14 protein-coding genes are annotated in these 16,849 nt (G+C 72.5%); 8 read left to right on the forward strand and 6 right to left on the reverse strand.

Annotation, left to right across the window (positions count from 1 at the left end; genetic code table 11):
- Window positions 1–209: 209 nt before the first annotated feature.
- Together ACFVYX_RS09200 and ACFVYX_RS09205 are read left to right on the forward strand one after the other, a co-directional pair.
- Window positions 210–1,964, forward strand: coding sequence for an acetyl/propionyl/methylcrotonyl-CoA carboxylase subunit alpha (locus tag ACFVYX_RS09200; RefSeq protein ID WP_389680722.1), 1,755 nt, complete (start codon window positions 210–212; stop codon window positions 1,962–1,964).
- Between the two features lie 77 nt (window positions 1,965–2,041).
- The gene (locus ACFVYX_RS09205; protein ID WP_389680723.1) at window positions 2,042–2,587 is read left to right on the forward strand and encodes a TetR/AcrR family transcriptional regulator; all 546 of its coding nucleotides are present in this window, start codon (window positions 2,042–2,044) and stop codon (window positions 2,585–2,587) included.
- Window positions 2,588–2,750: 163 nt separating this feature from the next.
- Here the strand turns inward: ACFVYX_RS09205 and ACFVYX_RS09210 are convergent, their stop codons facing one another.
- On the reverse strand, window positions 2,751–3,698 hold the full coding sequence (locus ACFVYX_RS09210) for a DeoR/GlpR family DNA-binding transcription regulator (protein WP_389680724.1): 948 nt from the start codon (window positions 3,696–3,698) through the stop codon (window positions 2,751–2,753).
- A 201-nt stretch (window positions 3,699–3,899) separates the two neighbouring features.
- The gene (locus ACFVYX_RS09215) at window positions 3,900–5,339 is read right to left on the reverse strand and encodes an NAD(P)H-quinone dehydrogenase (RefSeq protein ID WP_389680725.1); all 1,440 of its coding nucleotides are present in this window, start codon (window positions 5,337–5,339) and stop codon (window positions 3,900–3,902) included.
- A 240-nt stretch (window positions 5,340–5,579) separates the two neighbouring features.
- Here ACFVYX_RS09215 and ACFVYX_RS09220 point away from each other — a divergent pair, with 240 nt between their 5' ends.
- The 3 genes from ACFVYX_RS09220 (at window position 5,580) to ACFVYX_RS09230 (ending at window position 9,064) form a co-directional block, all read left to right on the forward strand.
- Window positions 5,580–6,017: a gamma-glutamylcyclotransferase gene (locus ACFVYX_RS09220; protein WP_352016873.1), complete on the forward strand. Its 438-nt coding sequence runs from the start codon at window positions 5,580–5,582 to the stop codon at window positions 6,015–6,017.
- A 189-nt stretch (window positions 6,018–6,206) separates the two neighbouring features.
- Window positions 6,207–7,010: a purine-nucleoside phosphorylase gene (locus ACFVYX_RS09225; protein WP_030323930.1), complete on the forward strand. Its 804-nt coding sequence runs from the start codon at window positions 6,207–6,209 to the stop codon at window positions 7,008–7,010.
- A 401-nt stretch (window positions 7,011–7,411) separates the two neighbouring features.
- A complete protein-coding gene (locus ACFVYX_RS09230) occupies window positions 7,412–9,064 on the forward strand; it encodes a phospho-sugar mutase (RefSeq protein ID WP_389680726.1) in 1,653 nt (550 codons plus the stop codon).
- A 140-nt stretch (window positions 9,065–9,204) separates the two neighbouring features.
- Here the strand turns inward: ACFVYX_RS09230 and ACFVYX_RS09235 are convergent, their stop codons facing one another.
- The 3 genes from ACFVYX_RS09235 to ACFVYX_RS09245 all read right to left on the reverse strand — a co-directional run bounded on the left by ACFVYX_RS09235 (window position 9,205) and on the right by ACFVYX_RS09245 (window position 12,217).
- Complete coding sequence (locus tag ACFVYX_RS09235) at window positions 9,205–9,891, reverse strand: PH domain-containing protein (RefSeq protein WP_389680727.1); 687 nt, start codon at window positions 9,889–9,891, stop codon at window positions 9,205–9,207.
- Between the two features lie 34 nt (window positions 9,892–9,925).
- Window positions 9,926–10,573, reverse strand: a complete 648-nt coding sequence (locus ACFVYX_RS09240; protein WP_389680728.1) for a class F sortase — start codon at window positions 10,571–10,573, stop codon at window positions 9,926–9,928.
- A gap of 129 nt (window positions 10,574–10,702) precedes the next feature.
- Window positions 10,703–12,217 carry a hypothetical protein gene (locus ACFVYX_RS09245; RefSeq protein WP_389680729.1) on the reverse strand — a complete coding sequence of 505 codons (1,515 nt, stop codon included), beginning with the start codon at window positions 12,215–12,217 and terminating at the stop codon, window positions 10,703–10,705.
- A gap of 305 nt (window positions 12,218–12,522) precedes the next feature.
- On the opposite strand from ACFVYX_RS09245, the gene deoC reads away from it, so the two are divergent.
- The 3 genes from deoC to ACFVYX_RS09260 are packed head-to-tail and all read left to right on the forward strand — an operon-like array spanning window position 12,523 to window position 15,804.
- Window positions 12,523–13,482: a deoxyribose-phosphate aldolase gene (deoC, locus tag ACFVYX_RS09250; RefSeq protein WP_389680730.1), complete on the forward strand. Its 960-nt coding sequence runs from the start codon at window positions 12,523–12,525 to the stop codon at window positions 13,480–13,482.
- 5 nt (window positions 13,483–13,487) lie between these two features.
- On the forward strand, window positions 13,488–14,924 hold the full coding sequence (locus ACFVYX_RS09255; protein WP_389680731.1) for an aldehyde dehydrogenase family protein: 1,437 nt from the start codon (window positions 13,488–13,490) through the stop codon (window positions 14,922–14,924).
- A complete protein-coding gene (locus ACFVYX_RS09260; RefSeq protein WP_389680732.1) occupies window positions 14,917–15,804 on the forward strand; it encodes an aldehyde dehydrogenase family protein in 888 nt (295 codons plus the stop codon). The genes ACFVYX_RS09255 and ACFVYX_RS09260 overlap by 8 nt, the downstream gene beginning before the upstream one ends.
- A gap of 46 nt (window positions 15,805–15,850) precedes the next feature.
- On the opposite strand, the gene ACFVYX_RS09265 is transcribed toward ACFVYX_RS09260, so the two are convergent.
- Entirely contained in the window at window positions 15,851–16,843 is a 993-nt protein-coding gene (locus tag ACFVYX_RS09265; RefSeq protein WP_389680733.1) for a TetR/AcrR family transcriptional regulator C-terminal domain-containing protein, read from the reverse strand.
- Window positions 16,844–16,849 lie beyond the last annotated feature (6 nt).

Consider the following 16,849-nt stretch of genomic DNA (forward strand, 5'->3'; position numbering starts at 1 on the left):
CGGCGACTGGCCGCGCGAACAGAGACCTGCGCCACACCTCAGAGCTACTGTGCCGTAAAGGAACCCTGCGTACCGTGGTGCGACAAGGGAATTCACGACCCGAGCAGGCCCGGGGTCACCCTCCGTGTGGGCAAGCTCACCACTGGGGACGGGTCGAAAGGCCGTGTCGGCAGTCCCTAAACTCAGCTTGTTTCAAGGAGGGAGCCATCGTGCGCAAGGTGCTCATCGCCAACCGTGGCGAAATCGCTGTCCGTGTGGCCCGGGCGTGCCGGGACGCGGGTATCGGCAGCGTGGCCGTGTACGCCGAGCCGGACCGGGACGCCCTGCATGTCCGGGCGGCCGACGAGGCGTTCGCTCTGGGCGGTGACACTCCGGCGACCAGTTATCTGGACATGGCGAAGGTGTTGCAGGCGGCGAAGGACTCCGGGGCCGACGCGGTCCACCCGGGGTACGGCTTCCTGTCGGAGAACGCGGAGTTCGCCCAGGCCGTGCTCGACGCGGGTCTGACGTGGATCGGCCCGCCGCCGCAGGCGATCCGGGACCTGGGCGACAAGGTGGCGGCGCGTCATATCGCGCAGCGTGCCGGTGCCCCGCTCGTCGCCGGCACCCCCGACCCGGTGTCGGGCGCCGACGAGGTCGTGGCGTTCGCCGAGGAGCACGGTCTGCCGATCGCGATCAAGGCCGCGTTCGGTGGTGGCGGCCGCGGTCTGAAGGTGGCCCGCACGCTCGAAGAGGTCCCCGAGCTGTACGACTCCGCCGTCCGTGAGGCCGTCGCGGCCTTCGGCCGTGGCGAGTGCTTCGTGGAGCGCTACCTCGACAAGCCGCGCCACGTGGAGACGCAGTGTCTGGCCGACTCCCACGGCAACGTGGTCGTCGTCTCCACGCGTGACTGCTCGCTGCAGCGCCGTCACCAGAAGCTGGTCGAGGAGGCCCCCGCCCCCTTCCTGAGCGAGGCGCAGAACGCGGAGCTGTACGCGGCGTCGAAGGCGATCCTGAAGGAGGCCGGCTACGTCGGCGCCGGCACGGTCGAGTTCCTCGTCGGTGTGGACGGCACCATCTCCTTCCTGGAGGTCAACACCCGTCTCCAGGTGGAGCACCCGGTCACCGAGGAGGTCACCGGCCTCGACCTGGTCCGCGAGATGTTCCGTATCGCGGACGGCGAGGAGCTCGGTTACGGCGACCCCGAGGTGCGGGGTCACTCCTTCGAGTTCCGTATCAACGGCGAGGACCCGGGCCGTGGCTTCCTGCCCGCCCCCGGCACCGTCACCGTCTTCGACCCGCCGAGCGGCCCGGGTGTCCGTCTCGACGCGGGCGTGGAGTCCGGCAGCGTCATCGGCCCGGCGTGGGACTCGCTCCTGGCCAAGCTGATCGTCACCGGCGCCACCCGTGAGCAGGCGCTCCAGCGTGCCGCGCGCGCCCTGGCCGAGTTCAAGGTCGAGGGCATGGCCACCGCCATCCCCTTCCACCAGGCCGTCGTGGTCGACCCGGCGTTCACCGCGGACCCGTTCCGGGTCCACACGCGGTGGATCGAGACGGAGTTCGTCAACGAGATCAAGCCGTTCGCCCCGGCCGGCCCCGAGGCCGACGAGGACGAGGCAGGCCGCGAGACGATCGTGGTCGAGGTCGGCGGCAAGCGTCTCGAGGTCTCCCTGCCGTCCTCGCTCGGCATGACCCTGGCCCGCACGGGCCTGGCCGCCGGTGCCAAGCCGAAGCGCCGGGCGGCGAAGAAGTCCGGCCCGGCCGCGTCCGGCGACACCCTCGCCTCCCCGATGCAGGGCACGATCGTGAAGATCGCGGTCGAGGAGGGCCAGGAGGTCAAGGAGGGCGACCTGATCGTCGTCCTCGAGGCCATGAAGATGGAGCAGCCGCTCAACGCGCACCGCTCCGGCACCGTCAAGGGCCTGACCGCCGAAGTCGGCGCGTCGGTCACCTCCGGTGCCGCGATCTGCGACATCAAGGACTGACGGTCGCACCGAGTACGGTACGAAGGGCCCGCAGGCAGCCGCCTGCGGGCCCTTCGCCGAGGGGAGGGCCTTCCACCATGCGAGCCGACGCACGCCGCAACCACGAGCGGCTGCTCGTCGAAGCCCGTGGCACGTTCGCCGAGCAGGGAGCCGACGCGTCCCTCGAGGAGATCGCGCGGCGCGCGGGCGTGGGGATCGGGACCCTCTACCGTCACTTCCCCTCCCGGGCCGAGCTGCTGAACGCCGTCTTCCAGGAGGCCCTCACGGCACTCGTCCGCCGCTCCGCGGAGCTGGCGGAGGCCGAGGAACCGTGCCGGGCGCTCGTGGAGTGGCTGCGGGCCCTGATCGCCCACGCGGGCGAGTACCGGGGCCTCGCGCATGCGCTGATGTCCGCGTCGTACGACCGGAGTTCGGCGCTCGCCGGGTGCAGTGAGCCGCTGCGCGCGGCGGGTGAGCGGCTGCTCGAACGCGCCAGGGAGTCGGGTCAGGTGCGCGCCGACGTGTCGATCGGCGATCTGATGCAGCTGACCAACGCGATCGCGCTGGCGGCGGAACAGTGCCCGGAGGATGTGGAACTGGCGGACCGCCTGCTCGCGCTGACGCTACGGGGCATCAAGGACTGACGTCGTCCTGTACGTACGCGAGGACGGCCGTCGTCCTGTGCGTGACCGACCGCACCGGGAGGTGGGCCATCGTCCCGCGCGTGACGACCGGGCCGCGAGGACGGCCGTCGTCCTGTGCGTCTCGGGCGGCGTGGGACCCCTGGGGGAAGGCCCCTCGGGCCTCTCAGCGGCGGCGCATGTCCGCGACGCGTGCGGTGCGCTCCAGTGTCTCGGCGGCCATCCCTCCGCCCGGTCCCCGGAACTGACCGGCCGCCAGCCGTCCGCGCTGGACGGGGAGCGGCATGTCACGGCGGGGCCGGGCGCCCGGGGGGACCTGCTCACCGCCCGGGGGCCCGCCGGCGACGGCGATCTGCACGCCCTGGTCGGCGAGGGCCTGGAGCTCGGTGGCGGCCCGGTCGTCGTGGGCGGGCGGTTCGTCGGTCACCAGGCGGGTGATCACGTCCGTGGGCACCGTCTGGAACATGGTGTCGGAGCCCAGCTTGGTGTGGTCGGCGAGGACCACGACCTCCGCCGCCGCCTGGACGAGCGCCCGGTCCACGCTCGCGGAGAGCATGTTGGACGTGGACAGGCCGCGCTCGGCGGTCAGTCCGCTCCCGGAGAGGAAGGCGCGGGAGACCCGGAGGCCCTGGAGCGACTGCTCGGCCCCGCTGCCCACCAGGGCGTAGTTGGAGCCGCGCAGGGTGCCGCCGGTCATGACGACCTCGACCCGGTTGGCGTGGGCGAGGGCCTGGGCGACGAGCAGGGAGTTGGTGACCACGGTCAGACCGGGCACGCGGGCGAGCCGGCGGGCCAGCTCCTGCGTGGTCGTCCCGGCGCCGACGACGATGGCCTCGCCCTCTTCGACGAGGCTCGCGGCGACGTCGGCGATGGCCGTCTTCTCCGCGGTCGCGAGATGGGATTTCTGCGGGAAGCCGGATTCTCGCGTGAATCCGCCCGGCAACACCGCACCGCCGTGCCGGCGGTCGAGGAGTCCTTCTGCCTCAAGGGCCCGTACGTCTCTCCGTACGGTCACTTCCGAGGTCTGGACGACGCGGGCGAGCTCGCGGAGCGACACGGCCCCATTGGCTCGCACCATTTCGAGGATCAACTGGCGACGTTCTGCAGCGAACACGAAACTGACAGTAACGTGACCGGCCGATAGTTTTCAGCACTATGCGCCGAATTGCAGAAGATGCACACAGACGGGGCCTCCAAGTGGTATTGGAGGCCCCGTCGTTGATCCGCTGTGCGCCTGGTCTATGCCCTGGCTTGCCGGGGGTTGTCCGAGTCGGCGAACCGTTCCCGCAGGCGGGAGCGGGGGCCTGACAGAGAGTTACACCTCGTCCGCGGTCTTCCGGGTGTGCAACTGCCGTGCCACTTCCGCGATCGAACCCGACAGGGAGGGGTACACGGTGAAAGCATTTGCGATCTGTTCGACCGTCAGATTGTTGTCGACCGCGATCGAGATCGGATGGATCAGTTCGCTCGCCTTCGGGGCGACTACACAGCCGCCGACCACGATCCCGGTGCCCGGACGACAGAAGATCTTGACGAAGCCGTCCCGGATGCCCTGCATCTTCGCGCGGGGGTTGCGCAGCAGCGGCAGCTTCACGACCTTGGCGTCGATCTTGCCCGCGTCCACGTCGGCCTGGGTGTAGCCGACGGTGGCGATCTCGGGGTCGGTGAAGACGTTCGACGAGACCGTCTTCAGGTTGAGCGGGGCCACCGCGTCGCCGAGGAAGTGGTACATCGCGATACGGCCCTGCATGGCGGCCACCGAGGCGAGCGCGAAGACCCCGGTGACGTCACCGGCCGCGTACACGCCGGGGGCGCTCGTGCGGGAGACCCTGTCGGTCCAGATGTGACCGGAGTCCTTCAGCTTGACGCCGGCCTCCTCCAGGCCCATCCCGGCCGAGTTCGGGATCGCGCCGACGGCCATCAGACAGTGGGTGCCGGAGATGACCCGGCCGTCCGCGAGGGTGACCTCGACCCGGTCGCCGACCCGCTTGGCGGACTCGGCGCGGGAGCGGGCCATGACGTTCATGCCGCGGCGCCGGAAGACGTCCTCCAGGACGGCGGCGGCGTCCGGGTCCTCACCGGGGAGGACCCGGTCGCGGGAGGAGACGAGGGTGACCCGGGAGCCGAGCGCCTGGTAGGCGCCGGCGAACTCGGCGCCGGTGACGCCGGAGCCGACCACGATGAGCTCCTCGGGGAGCTCCTTGAGGTCGTAGACCTGGGTCCAGTTCAGGATGCGCTCGCCGTCCGGCTTGGCGTCCGGCACCTCGCGCGGGTGGCCGCCCGTCGCGATGAGCACGGCGTCCGCGGTCAGCGTCTCCTCCGTGCCGTCGGCGGCCGTGACGACCACCTGGCGGGAGCCGTCCATCGCCTGCCGGCCGGAGAGCCGGCCGCGGCCGCGCAGGACGCGGGCGCCCGCCCGGGTGACGGAGGCGGTGATGTCGTGCGACTGGGCCAGCGCGAGGCGCTTCACCCGTCGGTTGACCTTGCCGAGGTCCACGCCGACGACACGGGCGGCCTGCTCCAGGTGCGGGGTGTCGTCCGCGACGATGATGCCGAGCTCCTCGTAGGAGGAGTCGAAGGTGGTCATCACCTCTGCCGTGGCGATGAGCGTCTTGGAGGGGACGCAGTCGGTCAGGACGGACGCGCCGCCGAGGCCGTCGGTGTCGACGACGGTCACCTCCGCGCCGAGTTGGGCGCCCACCAGGGCCGCCTCGTATCCGCCGGGTCCGCCGCCGATGATCACGATCCGGGTCACTGGGATCTACGCCTCGCGCTCTCGTTCTGCTGCCGGGGGGTCCCCCGCTGGGATGCAGTGCGTACGCCATTGTCCCGCACGCCTCAAGTGCGTACCCCATTCTCCCGCACGCCCGGCGCGGTCTCACGCCGGGGCCCGCCGAAGGGCGCCCGCGCCCGTCGGGTCTCCCGCCGGGCGTGGCCCGCGGCCCCCACCTCGGAGTTCGGCGGACACCCCGCCCGCTCCCGTACCCTCGGTCCCATGTCGCTCTACGCCGCTTTCGCCGGCAACCTCGACGCGCGGCTGATGAGCCGCCGCGCACCGCACTCCCCGCTGCGCGGCACCGGCTGGCTGAACGGCTGGCGGCTGACCTTCGGCGGCGAGCAGATGGGCTGGGAGGGGGCGCTGGCCACCATCGTGGAGGCCCCCCGCTCCCAGGTCTTCGTGGCGCTGTACGACATCGCGCCGATGGACGAGGACTCCATGGACCGGTGGGAGGGCGTCGGCCTCGACATCTACCGCCGAATGCGGGTCCGGGTGCACACCCTGGACGGCGAGGAGGCCGCCTGGGTGTACGTGCTCAACGCCTACGAGGGCGGACTGCCCTCGGCCCGCTACCTGGGCGAGGTCGCCGACGCGGCCGAGTCGGCGGGCGCGCCGCACGACTACGTGATGGAGTTGCGCAAGCGGCCCTGCTGACGGTGTACGAACGCCCCAGGGACGGGGACGGGGTACGTGGTGGGCCTTTCGTCGGAAACGACAAGACAACGATCGCATGTCCGTCGGCATCGTCATCTACGCGCGTAGGCAATCTCCGGCTACGCTTCTGCGCGTAGGAAATCAGTCCGGGGCCCGCCTCGGACCCCCCTCCCCGAGGCGAGAGAGTCAGTGAACGCAACTGCCACCCCGTACGAGGCCGCCGAGGCCGCTGCCGCACGTCTTCGCGAGCTGACCGGAGTCGAGAACCACGACGTCGCCCTGGTCATGGGCTCGGGCTGGGCGCCCGCCGTCGACGCGCTCGGTGCTCCCGAGGCCGAGTTCCCGGTGACCGACCTCCCCGGCTTCCCGCCGCCCGCCGTCGAGGGCCACGGCGGAAAGGTCCGCTCGTACAAGATCGGTGAGAAGCGCGCCCTCGTCTTCCTCGGCCGCACGCACTTCTACGAGGGCCGCGGCGTCGCGTCCGTCGCCCACGGCGTCCGCACCGCCGTCGCCGCCGGCTGCAAGACCGTCATCCTCACCAACGGCTGCGGCGGCCTGCGCGAGGGCATGCGCCCCGGCCAGCCGGTACTCATCAGCGACCACCTCAACCTGACGGCGGCGTCCCCGATCGTCGGCGCGAACTTCGTGGACCTCACCGACCTGTACTCGCCGCGGCTCCGCGCGCTCTGCAAGGAGGTCGACGAGACCCTCGAAGAGGGCGTCTACGTGCAGTTCCCCGGCCCGCACTACGAGACCCCGGCCGAGATCAACATGGTCCGCGTCCTCGGCGGCGACCTCGTCGGCATGTCCACCGTCCTGGAGGCCATCGCCGCCCGCGAGGCCGGCGCGGAGGTCCTCGGCATCTCCCTGGTCACCAACCTCGCGGCGGGGCTCTCGGGCGAGCCGCTGAACCACGAGGAGGTCCTCCAGGCGGGGCGGGACTCGGCGGCGCGGATGGGTGAGCTGCTGACGCGGGTCCTCGACCGGATCTGAGTTTTCACCGCGCCCCTCGCACCGGTCGGCCCTGGGGGCCGACCGGGCTTCGGAGCGCTGCGGCGGCCTCCGACCGCCGGGGCCCCGGCCTCGGCCGTCGGCTGCCGGCTGCCGGGGCCGCGGCGCGGGGCTTCTTCCCCACCCCGCCCCTTCCCGAACTGGGGCTCCGCCCCAGACCCCGCGCCTCGAACTCCCCCTACGCCCAGCGGCGTGGGGGGTCCCCCCAGCGGGGCTGATTTTCAGCCCGCCCGGCGTTTGAGGGCACGGCCGCAGGCCGTACGGGGGGCTGGGGGCTTGCCCCCAGTTCGGGAAGGGGCGGGGTGGGGAAGGGCTCCGCGCAGCGGCTTACCGCCCCCGGACCCGCACCCCGTACCCGCCCGCCCCACCCCGAAAGGCACACCGTGACGCAGGACGACCTCCTCGCCCGGGCCCAGGCCTGGCTCGCCGAGGACCCCGACAACGAGACCCGCGAGGAGCTCGCGAAGCTCATCGAGACCGGCGCGGGCGAGGAGCTCACCGCCCGTTTCGCCGGCACCCTCCAGTTCGGCACCGCCGGGCTCCGCGGCGAGCTGGGCGCCGGGCCGATGCGCATGAACCGGTCCGTCGTCATCCGCGCCGCCGCCGGTCTCGCCGCGTACCTCAGGGCGAAGGGCGAGGACGGCGGGCTCGTCGTCATCGGCTACGACGCCCGCTACAAGTCCGCCGACTTCGCCCGCGACACCGCCGCCGTGATGACCGGCGCCGGGCTCCGCGCCGCGCTGCTCCCCCGCCCGCTGCCTACGCCCGTCCTCGCGTACGCCATAAGGCATCTGGGCGCGGTCGCGGGTGTCGAGGTCACCGCGAGCCACAACCCTCCCCGTGACAACGGCTACAAGGTCTATCTCGGCGACGGCTCGCAGATCGTGCCGCCCGCCGACGCGGAGATCGCCGCCCAGATCGACGCGATCCGCTCGCTGGACGACGTACCGCGCCCGACGGACGGCTGGGAGACCCTCGGCGACGAGGTCCTGGACGCGTACCTGGAGCGCACGGACCACGTCCTGACCCCCGGTTCTCCCCGCACCGCCCGGACCGTCTACACGGCCATGCACGGCGTCGGCAAGGAGGTCCTGGCGGCCGCGTTCGCCCGCGCCGGCTTCCCGCCGCCGGCGCTCGTCGCCGCCCAGGCCGAGCCCGACCCGGCCTTCCCGACGGTCGCCTTCCCCAACCCGGAGGAGCCGGGGGCCATGGACCTGGCCTTCGAGGCGGCCCGTGCCGTGGACCCCGATCTGGTCATCGCCAACGACCCGGACGCCGACCGCTGCGCGGTGGCCGTCCCGGACCCGTCGGTCGCCGGAGGCTGGCGGATGCTCCGCGGCGACGAGGTCGGCGCGCTGCTCGCCGCGCACCTCGTGCACAAGGGCGCCACGGGCGTCTTCGCCGAGTCGATCGTGTCGTCCTCGCTGCTCGGCCGGATCGCCGAGGCCGCGGGCGTCGGCTACGAGGAGACCCTGACCGGCTTCAAGTGGATCGCCCGCGTCGAGGGCCTGCGGTACGGGTACGAGGAGGCGCTCGGCTACTGCGTCGACCCCGAGGGCGTCCGCGACAAGGACGGCATCACGGCGGCGCTGCTCGTCACCGAGCTGGCCTCGGTGCTCAAGGAGCAGGGCCGGACGCTGACCGATCTGCTCGACGACCTGGCGGTGGAGCACGGGCTGCACGCCACGGACCAGCTGTCCGTGCGGGTCGAGGACCTGAGCGTCATCGCGAACGCGATGACGTCGCTGCGTGAGCGGCCGCCGGTCTCGCTGGCCGGTCTGACGGTCGTCTCGGCGGAGGACCTGACGAAGGGCACGGAGTCGCTGCCGCCGACGGACGGCCTGCGCTACCACCTGGAGGGCACGTACAAGGCCCGGGTGATCGTCCGCCCCAGCGGCACCGAGCCCAAGCTCAAGTGCTACCTGGAGGTCGTGGTCCCGGTCGCCTCGGCGGTCGACCTCGCCCCGGCGCGCGCGAAGGCCGCGGAAGTGCTGGTCGCGATCAAGCGGGACCTGTCGGCGGCCGCGGGGCTCTGACGCCCCGGGGAACGCGGGCGGCCGCAGCCGCGAAGGGCCGGTACGGAGTCAGCTCCGTACCGGCCCTTCATCCGTGCGGGTGAACCCCCGTCGGCGGGTTCGTCAGCCGCCGGCGGTCGGCCCGCCGGTACGGATGGATGTCAGCCCGTCGCCAGCAGGACCACCAGGAGCAGCAGTCCGGCCACGGCGGGGCCGACGATCTCGTACGCCCAGCGCACGCGCACCTCGCCCTGCGCCCCCGGGGCGGTGGAGCGCTGCTCGGCGAGCTCCCGCAGGTCGGCGACGGTCTGGTCGCTGGGCGCGGTCCGGGAGGCGCTGTCCCGTACGTCGGCGGAGACCGAGGTACGGCCGTGCGGGTCGTCCTGGGAGGCGCGGGCGGCACGGCGGGCCGCCCTCTTGCGCTGGCGCAGCGAGACGGGGACGGCCCACAGCTGGTACTTGGTGCCGTCCTTGGTGAGGGCCTCGCTCGAGTAGCCGGCGCGGACGTCGGCGACCGTCGCCCAGGGCAGCGTGATCGACCGGAACGGGTTGCGGATCCGGAGCCGGTCGTCGTTGGCGTACACGGCGGGCCGGATGGTGAAGGCGACGATCAGCGGGACGGCGAGGATCAGACCCGCGAGCGCGATCCACGGTGAGCGGCCCTCGCCGCGCAGCAGCACGTCACCGGCGAACACGCACGCCAGGAGCAGCAGGAACACCCCGCTCGCGATCCCCAGCGGCGACCGGAAGACACGGTCGGGGGACGTCTGCTTCGCGGACGGCTGCTCGGGGGTCGACTCGCGGCTCGGCTCGTGGCTGGGCTCGGGGGTCGGCTCGGGGGTCGTCATGCCGCCGATTCTGCCTCAGCGGGCAGGCGGGGGCTCAGGCGGCCCGCACGGCCACGAGGTCCGCGTACAGAATGATGTTGTCGGGGCGGTGGCCGTCGACCAGCTCGCCACCGCAGGTCACGACGCGCAGCTCGGGGCGCTCGGTGTCCCCGTACACCTTGGCCGTCGGAAAGGTCTTCTTGTCGACCTGCTCCAGCTCGCGTATGCGGAAGACGGCGCGGGTGCCGTCGGCGCGGGTCACGGTGATCTCGTCGCCGACCCGGACGCGGGAGACGTCCTTGAGGACGGCCGGGCCGCGGGCGGTGTCGAAGTGCCCGATGAGGACGGCGGGGCCGGTCTCGCCGGGCGTCACTCCCTTGTCGTACCAGCCGATCCGGTCGGCGTCGGCGACCGGGGGCACCTCGACGGTGCCGTCGGCGGCGAGCCCCAGCGAAAGGACGGGCCCGGTGTCGACCCCGGCGGCGGGCAGTTGGATCCGGACGGGCAGGGAGCGGCCCAGTGGCCGGACGGAGACGGAGCTCACGACCGGGGCGGGCGCGGCGGCCTCGGCGACACGCGCGGGCGGGACGGCGGGCCCGGGCCCGCCGGAGCAGCCGGCGAGCGCGGTGACGGCGAGGGCGGCGGCGAGGAGGACGGGGACGGTACGGGCAGGGGTACGGGTTGGGGTACGGCGACGGTTCACGGGAGAGCTCCGGACGGCACGGGGTGTGGCCGGCCGCCGCTCGGGTGCGGCGGCCGGCCGGGAAGGGGTGCACCTGCTCGGGTCGGGGCCGGCGCCGGACGTCGGTCTCCGGCCGGACCCCGCCCGGGATCAGACGCGGCCGCCGGTCCGGCGGCGCAGGGCGACGAAGCCGAGGCCCGCGGCGGCGAGCGAGGCGGCACCGGCGCCGGCCGCGACCAGCGCGGTGGAGCCGTTCTCGGCACCGAGCTCGGCGCCTGCGGCGACGCCGCCCTTCGGGATGACGGAGGTCTGCCCGGCGTGCGCGGTGACGCCCGTGCCGCCCGTCCCGCTGTTCACCGTCGAGCCCTTGACCGGGACGAGCTCGCAGCCCTTCGGCAGCTTCGGGAAGGCGTGGGTGGAGCCCTTGGCGGTGCCTCCCTCGACCTTCGTGTGGAGCGAGGGGGTGGCGGCGTACGGGTTCACGATCCGGGCGAGGATGCCGGCGCTCTTCGGCAGCGACGGGTGGGCGCGGTCGAGGGTGGCGATGAGCTTGTTGTCGCCCGCGGTGATGAGCTTCGCCTTCGGCCCCTGGGGGCTCATGATCAGCTTGGCGCCGGTGCCCGCGCCGATGTCGACGGTCCGGGCGATGGTGCACGGGGCGAGCGTGTCCTTGTCGACCGGGGCGGGCTCGCCCTGACCGCCGCCGCCCATGCCGTACGGCTGCGGCGCGGCCTGCGTGGCGGAGCCCGGGACGTAGGCGGCGAAGCCCCCGTCGCTCTCCAGGACGACGACGGCCTTGCCGTACGTCCAGACCTGGCGGTCGCCGTTGAGGTAGGTGAAGCCGCGGCCCCTGTCGTTCTCGATGAGCTGGAGGCCGTAGCGGCCGTCCTTCCTGGTGAGCTCGAGAACGGTGCCGTCGGCGAGCCGGTAGATGCCGGGGGTGGCGCCGGGGCGGTAGTTGCCCACCCAGTTGTGGGTGGTGCCGTCCCCGTTGAGGACGAAGAACTCGCCGTTGTCGTTGCCGGCGGCGGAGCGGTTGCCCGCCTGGAGGACGCCGACCGGACGGCCCTCGCGGAAGAGCTCGGCGCGGTGGTTCAGGGTGCCGACCTTGTAGATCTTGGCGATGGTGCCGCCGATGAGGGTCTGGGTGCGGACCAGGGTGCCGTTCGCGACGGCGCTCACGTTGCCCTCGGAGTCCAGGGTCACCGCCCATCCGGCGAAGACCTCGGTGGCCTCGGGGGCATGGCCGGCGCCGGCCTTCAGCTCGCCCAGCTCGGTGCCGCCCTTCAGCACGGTGGCGGTGTGGTACCGGTGCTTCTCGCCCCTGGCGTACACCTTCGCCGAGAGGCCGCCGCCGAGCTGCACGGTGCGGGCCGGCGGGGCGCCGACCGTGACGTCGGGCGTGGCGGTGGTCGCGGCGGCGGCCGGAGCGGCCCCGGCGGTGGCGGCCGCAGGCGCCTTCCGGGTCGTGCCGGGCTTCGCGGCCGCCACGGCCTTCCCGGCCGCCACGGAGTCCGCGGTCTCGGCGGGCCTGGTGGTCGCCGAGGTGGGCTTCGGTGCCGGGGCCGTACCGGCGGCGAAGGCGCTGCCGGCGGCGAGGGCCGGGGCGGCGGCCACGCCGGCGACGAGGGCGGTGGCGAGGGCGGTACGAAGGGCGGTGCGCATAACGACTCCCGAGAAGTCCGCTGGTGGGTGAAGACGAGTCGCATGCCGCTGACGTCTCCTCGGGAAGGCCGGTGAGTTCTCGCTGGCTGCTGAAAAGAATCTATTGATCTTGTATGAGGGAGCCATCCGCTCCGTGTCACAGGCACGTGACAGAGGTCACCCCTGATTCCTCTGGAGGCCATCTCCGGTTCGCCTGCCGCCAGGACGCCTCCGCGGCACTCCTTCCCGCGCCGCCGACCCCGGGCTCCCGCGACCCGCTCCCCTGTACAGGTCGCTACGCGCGTAGATATGCTCGACTGGTGACCATGCCCACCACTGCACCCGCAGCTCTCGCATTCGCCGACGTGACCGCGTCCGACAGTGCGCTGCGCCGTTTCCTCCACGGGCTGCCCGGCGTCGACGCCGTCGGCCTGGAGGCGCGCGCCGCGTCCCTCGGCACCCGCTCGATCAAGACCACGTCCAAGGCGTACGCCATCGACCTGGCCATCTCCATGATCGACCTGACGACGCTCGAAGGCGCGGACACCCCGGGCAAGGTCCGGGCGCTCGCCGCCAAGGCCGTCCGTCCCGATCCGACCGACCGCACGACCCCGACGACCGCCGCCGTCTGCGTCTATCCCGACATGGTGGCCACCGCGAAGGCCGCCACCGCGGGCTCGGGCGTCAAGGTCGCCTCGGTCGCCACCGCCTTCCCGGCAGGCCGCGCCGCCCTCCCGGTGAAGCTCGCCGACACGGCGGACGCCATCGCCGCCGGCGCCGACGAGATCGACATGGTCATCGACCGTGGCGCCTTCCTCTCCGGCCGCTACCTGGAGGTCTTCGAGCAGATCGCCGCGGTCAAGGCGGAGTGCGGCGACCGCGCCCGCCTCAAGGTGATCTTCGAGACCGGCGAGCTGTCCACGTACGACAACATCCGCCGCGCCTCCTGGCTCGGCATGATGGCCGGCGCGGACTTCATCAAGACCTCGACCGGCAAGGTCGCGGTCAACGCCACCCCGGCGAACACGCTCCTCATGCTGGAGGCCGTGCGCGACTTCCGCGCCCAGACCGGTGTGCAGATCGGTGTGAAGCCGGCCGGCGGCATCCGCAACACCAAGGAAGCGATCAAGTTCCTGGTCCTCGTCAACGAGACCGTGGGCGAGGACTGGCTGGACAACCACTGGTTCCGCTTCGGCGCCTCCAGCCTGCTCAACGACCTGCTGATGCAGCGCCAGAAGCTGGCGACCGGCCGTTACTCCGGCCCCGATTACGTGACGGTGGACTGATCAACATGGCATCTGCATTCGAGTACGCACCGGCGCCGGAGTCCCGTTCCGTCGTCGACATCGCCCCCTCCTACGGCCTGTTCATCGACGGCGAGTTCGTCGAGGCGGCCGACGGCAAGGTCTTCAAGACCGTCTCGCCGTCCACCGAGGAGGTCCTCGCCGAGGTGGCCCGGGCGGGCACCGAGGACGTCGACCGCGCGGTGAAGGCGGCCCGGAAGGCCTTCGAGAAGTGGTCGGCGCTGCCCGGCTCCGAGCGCGCCAAGTACCTCTTCCGCATCGCCCGGATCATCCAGGAGCGCAGCCGCGAGCTGGCCGTCCTGGAGACCCTGGACAACGGAAAGCCGATCAGGGAGACCCGCGACGCGGACCTCCCCCTCGTCGCGGCGCACTTCTTCTACTACGCGGGCTGGGCCGACAAGCTCGACCACGCCGGGTACGGTGCGAACCCGCGCCCGCTCGGTGTGGCCGGCCAGGTCATCCCGTGGAACTTCCCGCTGCTCATGCTGGCGTGGAAGATCGCCCCGGCGCTCGCGACCGGCAACACGGTCGTCCTGAAGCCGGCCGAGACGACCCCGCTCTCCGCCCTGTTCTTCGCGGACATCTGCCGCCAGGCGGGGCTGCCGAAGGGCGTCGTCAACATCCTTCCCGGTTACGGGGACGCCGGCGCCGCGCTCGTCGAGCACCCGGACGTGAACAAGGTCGCGTTCACCGGCTCGACCGCCGTCGGCAAGGCCATCGCGCGCTCCGTCGCCGGAACGGACAAGAAGGTCACGCTCGAACTGGGCGGCAAGGGCGCGAACATCGTCTTCGACGACGCCCCGATCGACCAGGCCGTCGAGGGCATCGTCACCGGCATCTTCTTCAACCAGGGCCAGGTCTGCTGCGCGGGCTCGCGTCTCCTGGTCCAGGAGTCGATCCAGGACGAGCTGCTCGACAGCCTGAAGCGGCGGCTCTCCACGCTCCGGCTCGGCGACCCGCTGGACAAGAACACCGACATCGGGGCCATCAACTCCTCCGAGCAGCTGGCCCGTATCACCACGCTGGTCGAGCAGGGCGAGGCGGAGGGAGCCGAGCGCTGGACCGCCGACTGCGAGATCCCGGCGTCCGGTTACTGGTTCGCCCCGACGCTCTTCACGAACGTCACGCAGGCGCACACCGTCGCCCGCGACGAGATCTTCGGCCCGGTCCTGTCGGTGCTGACCTTCCGCACGCCCGACGAGGCGGTCGCGAAGGCCAACAACAGCCAGTACGGCCTCTCCGCCGGCATCTGGACGGAGAAGGGCTCCCGCATCCTCGCGGTCGCCGGCAAGCTCCGCGCGGGTGTCGTCTGGGCCAACACGTTCAACAAGTTCGACCCGACCTCGCCGTTCGGCGGCTACAAGGAGTCGGGCTTCGGCCGCGAGGGCGGTCGCCACGGCCTGGAGGCGTACCTCGATGTCTGATCGTCTTTCCGTCTTCAAGACCTACAAGCTGTACGTGGGCGGGAAGTTCCCGCGTTCCGAGAGCGGCCGGGTGTACGAAGTGCAGGACAGCAAGGGCAAGTGGCTGGCCAACGCCCCCCTCTCCTCCCGCAAGGACGCCCGTGACGCGGTCGTCGCGGCCCGCAAGGCGTTCGGCGGCTGGGCGGGCGCGACCGCGTACAACCGCGGCCAGATCCTCTACCGCGTCGCCGAGATGCTGGAGGGCCGCAAGGGCCAGTTCGTGCACGAGGTCGCGCACGCGGAGGGCCTGTCCAAGAACAAGGCGGCCGAGGTCGTCGAGGCGGCCATCGACCGCTGGGTCTGGTACGCGGGCTGGACGGACAAGATCTCCCAGGTCGTGGGCGGTGCCAACCCGGTCGCGGGCCCCTACTTCAACCTGTCGACGCCCGAGCCGACCGGTGTCGTCACGGTCGTGGCCCCGCAGGACTCGTCCTTCCTCGGCCTGGTCTCGGTGATCGCCCCGGTGATCGCGACGGGCAACACGGCCGTCGTGATCGCGAGCGAGAAGGCCCCGCTGCCGGCGCTCTCCCTGGGCGAGGTGCTCGCCACGTCCGACCTGCCGGGCGGCGTCGTGAACATCCTCTCCGGCAAGGCCGCCGAGATGGGCCCGCACCTGGCGGCGCACCAGGACGTCAACGCGATCGATCTGACGGGCGCGACCGAGGGCGACCTCGCCCGTGACCTGGAGATCGCGGCGGCGGACAACCTGAAGCGCGTCCTGCGCCCGCGCACGGAGGACTTCGCCGACTCCCCGGGCCTGGACCGCATGACCGCCTTCCTGGAGACGAAGACGGTCTGGCACCCGACGGGTTCGCTGGGCGCGAGCGGCTCCTCGTACTGATGCTCCGTCGGACGGGCCCCCGGGTGAACCCCGGGGGCCCGTTCCGTCATGCCCGCCCGCGGCCCTCGACAAGCCCGGCCACGCCGTCGAGCACGCAGTCGAGCCCGGTGAGGAACTGCCACTCCGCGTCGTCCTTGCGCGCGGCCCCGTGCGCGTACCGCCGGTAGGTGGGGTAGCGCCCGGTCTCCATCAGGTACGACATCTGCGGGGCGAGGGCCCGGCGCGTCTCGTCACCGTCCCCCCAGCCCTGCTCCGCCATGTACCGGCGCAGCGCGGCCTCCGCCTGCACGGCCCCGTGGACGTAGGCGCTGACCGCGCGGAACGCGGCCATCATCGTGTCGGCGTCGAGCCCGAGACCGTCGAGCGCGGCCAGCTGGCGTTCGGCCGCCGCCATCCGGTTCGGGGTGATCGCGAAGAGCGGGGCGGGCATCTGGGCGAGCCAGGGGTGGCGCAGCATCGACTCCCGGCTCCGCACGGCGTGCGCACGGAGCGTGCCACGCCAGTCCGCGGCGCCCCCGGCGGGCTCCGCTCCGGCCGATTCCGCTCCGGCAGGCTCGGGTCCGGCCGGCTCGGGTCCGACCGCTTCCGCCCCCGCGGGCTCCGGTCCGACCGCTTCCGGTCCGGCGGGCTCGGGTCCGGCCGGCTCGGGTCCGACCGCTTCCGCTCCCGCGGGCTCCGCTCCGGCCGATTCCGCTCCGGCGGGCTCGGGTCCGGCCGGCTCGGGTCCGACCGCTTCCGCCCCCGCGGGCTCCGGTCCGACCGCTTCCGCTCCGGCCGGTTCGAGTTCTGCCGACACCCGGTCGACCATGAGCGCCCACAGCTCGTCCTTGCCCTCGACGTGCCGGTAGGCGGCCATGGGCGCGACGCCGAGTTCGGCGGCGATCTTCCGCATGGTGACGGCCTCGAATCCGTCGCGGTCCGCGATGCCGATCGCGACCTCGGCGATCCGCTGCGGGGTGAGGGACGTCCTCGGCGCCGCGGCGGGCCGCTCCAGGCGCTCCCACAGCGAGACGGGGTCCGCCTCTTCCTTCTTCGCCATACCGGC

The sequence above is a fragment of the Streptomyces sp. NPDC058326 genome (assembly GCF_042879855.1).
GTDB lineage: Bacteria > Actinomycetota > Actinomycetes > Streptomycetales > Streptomycetaceae > Streptomyces.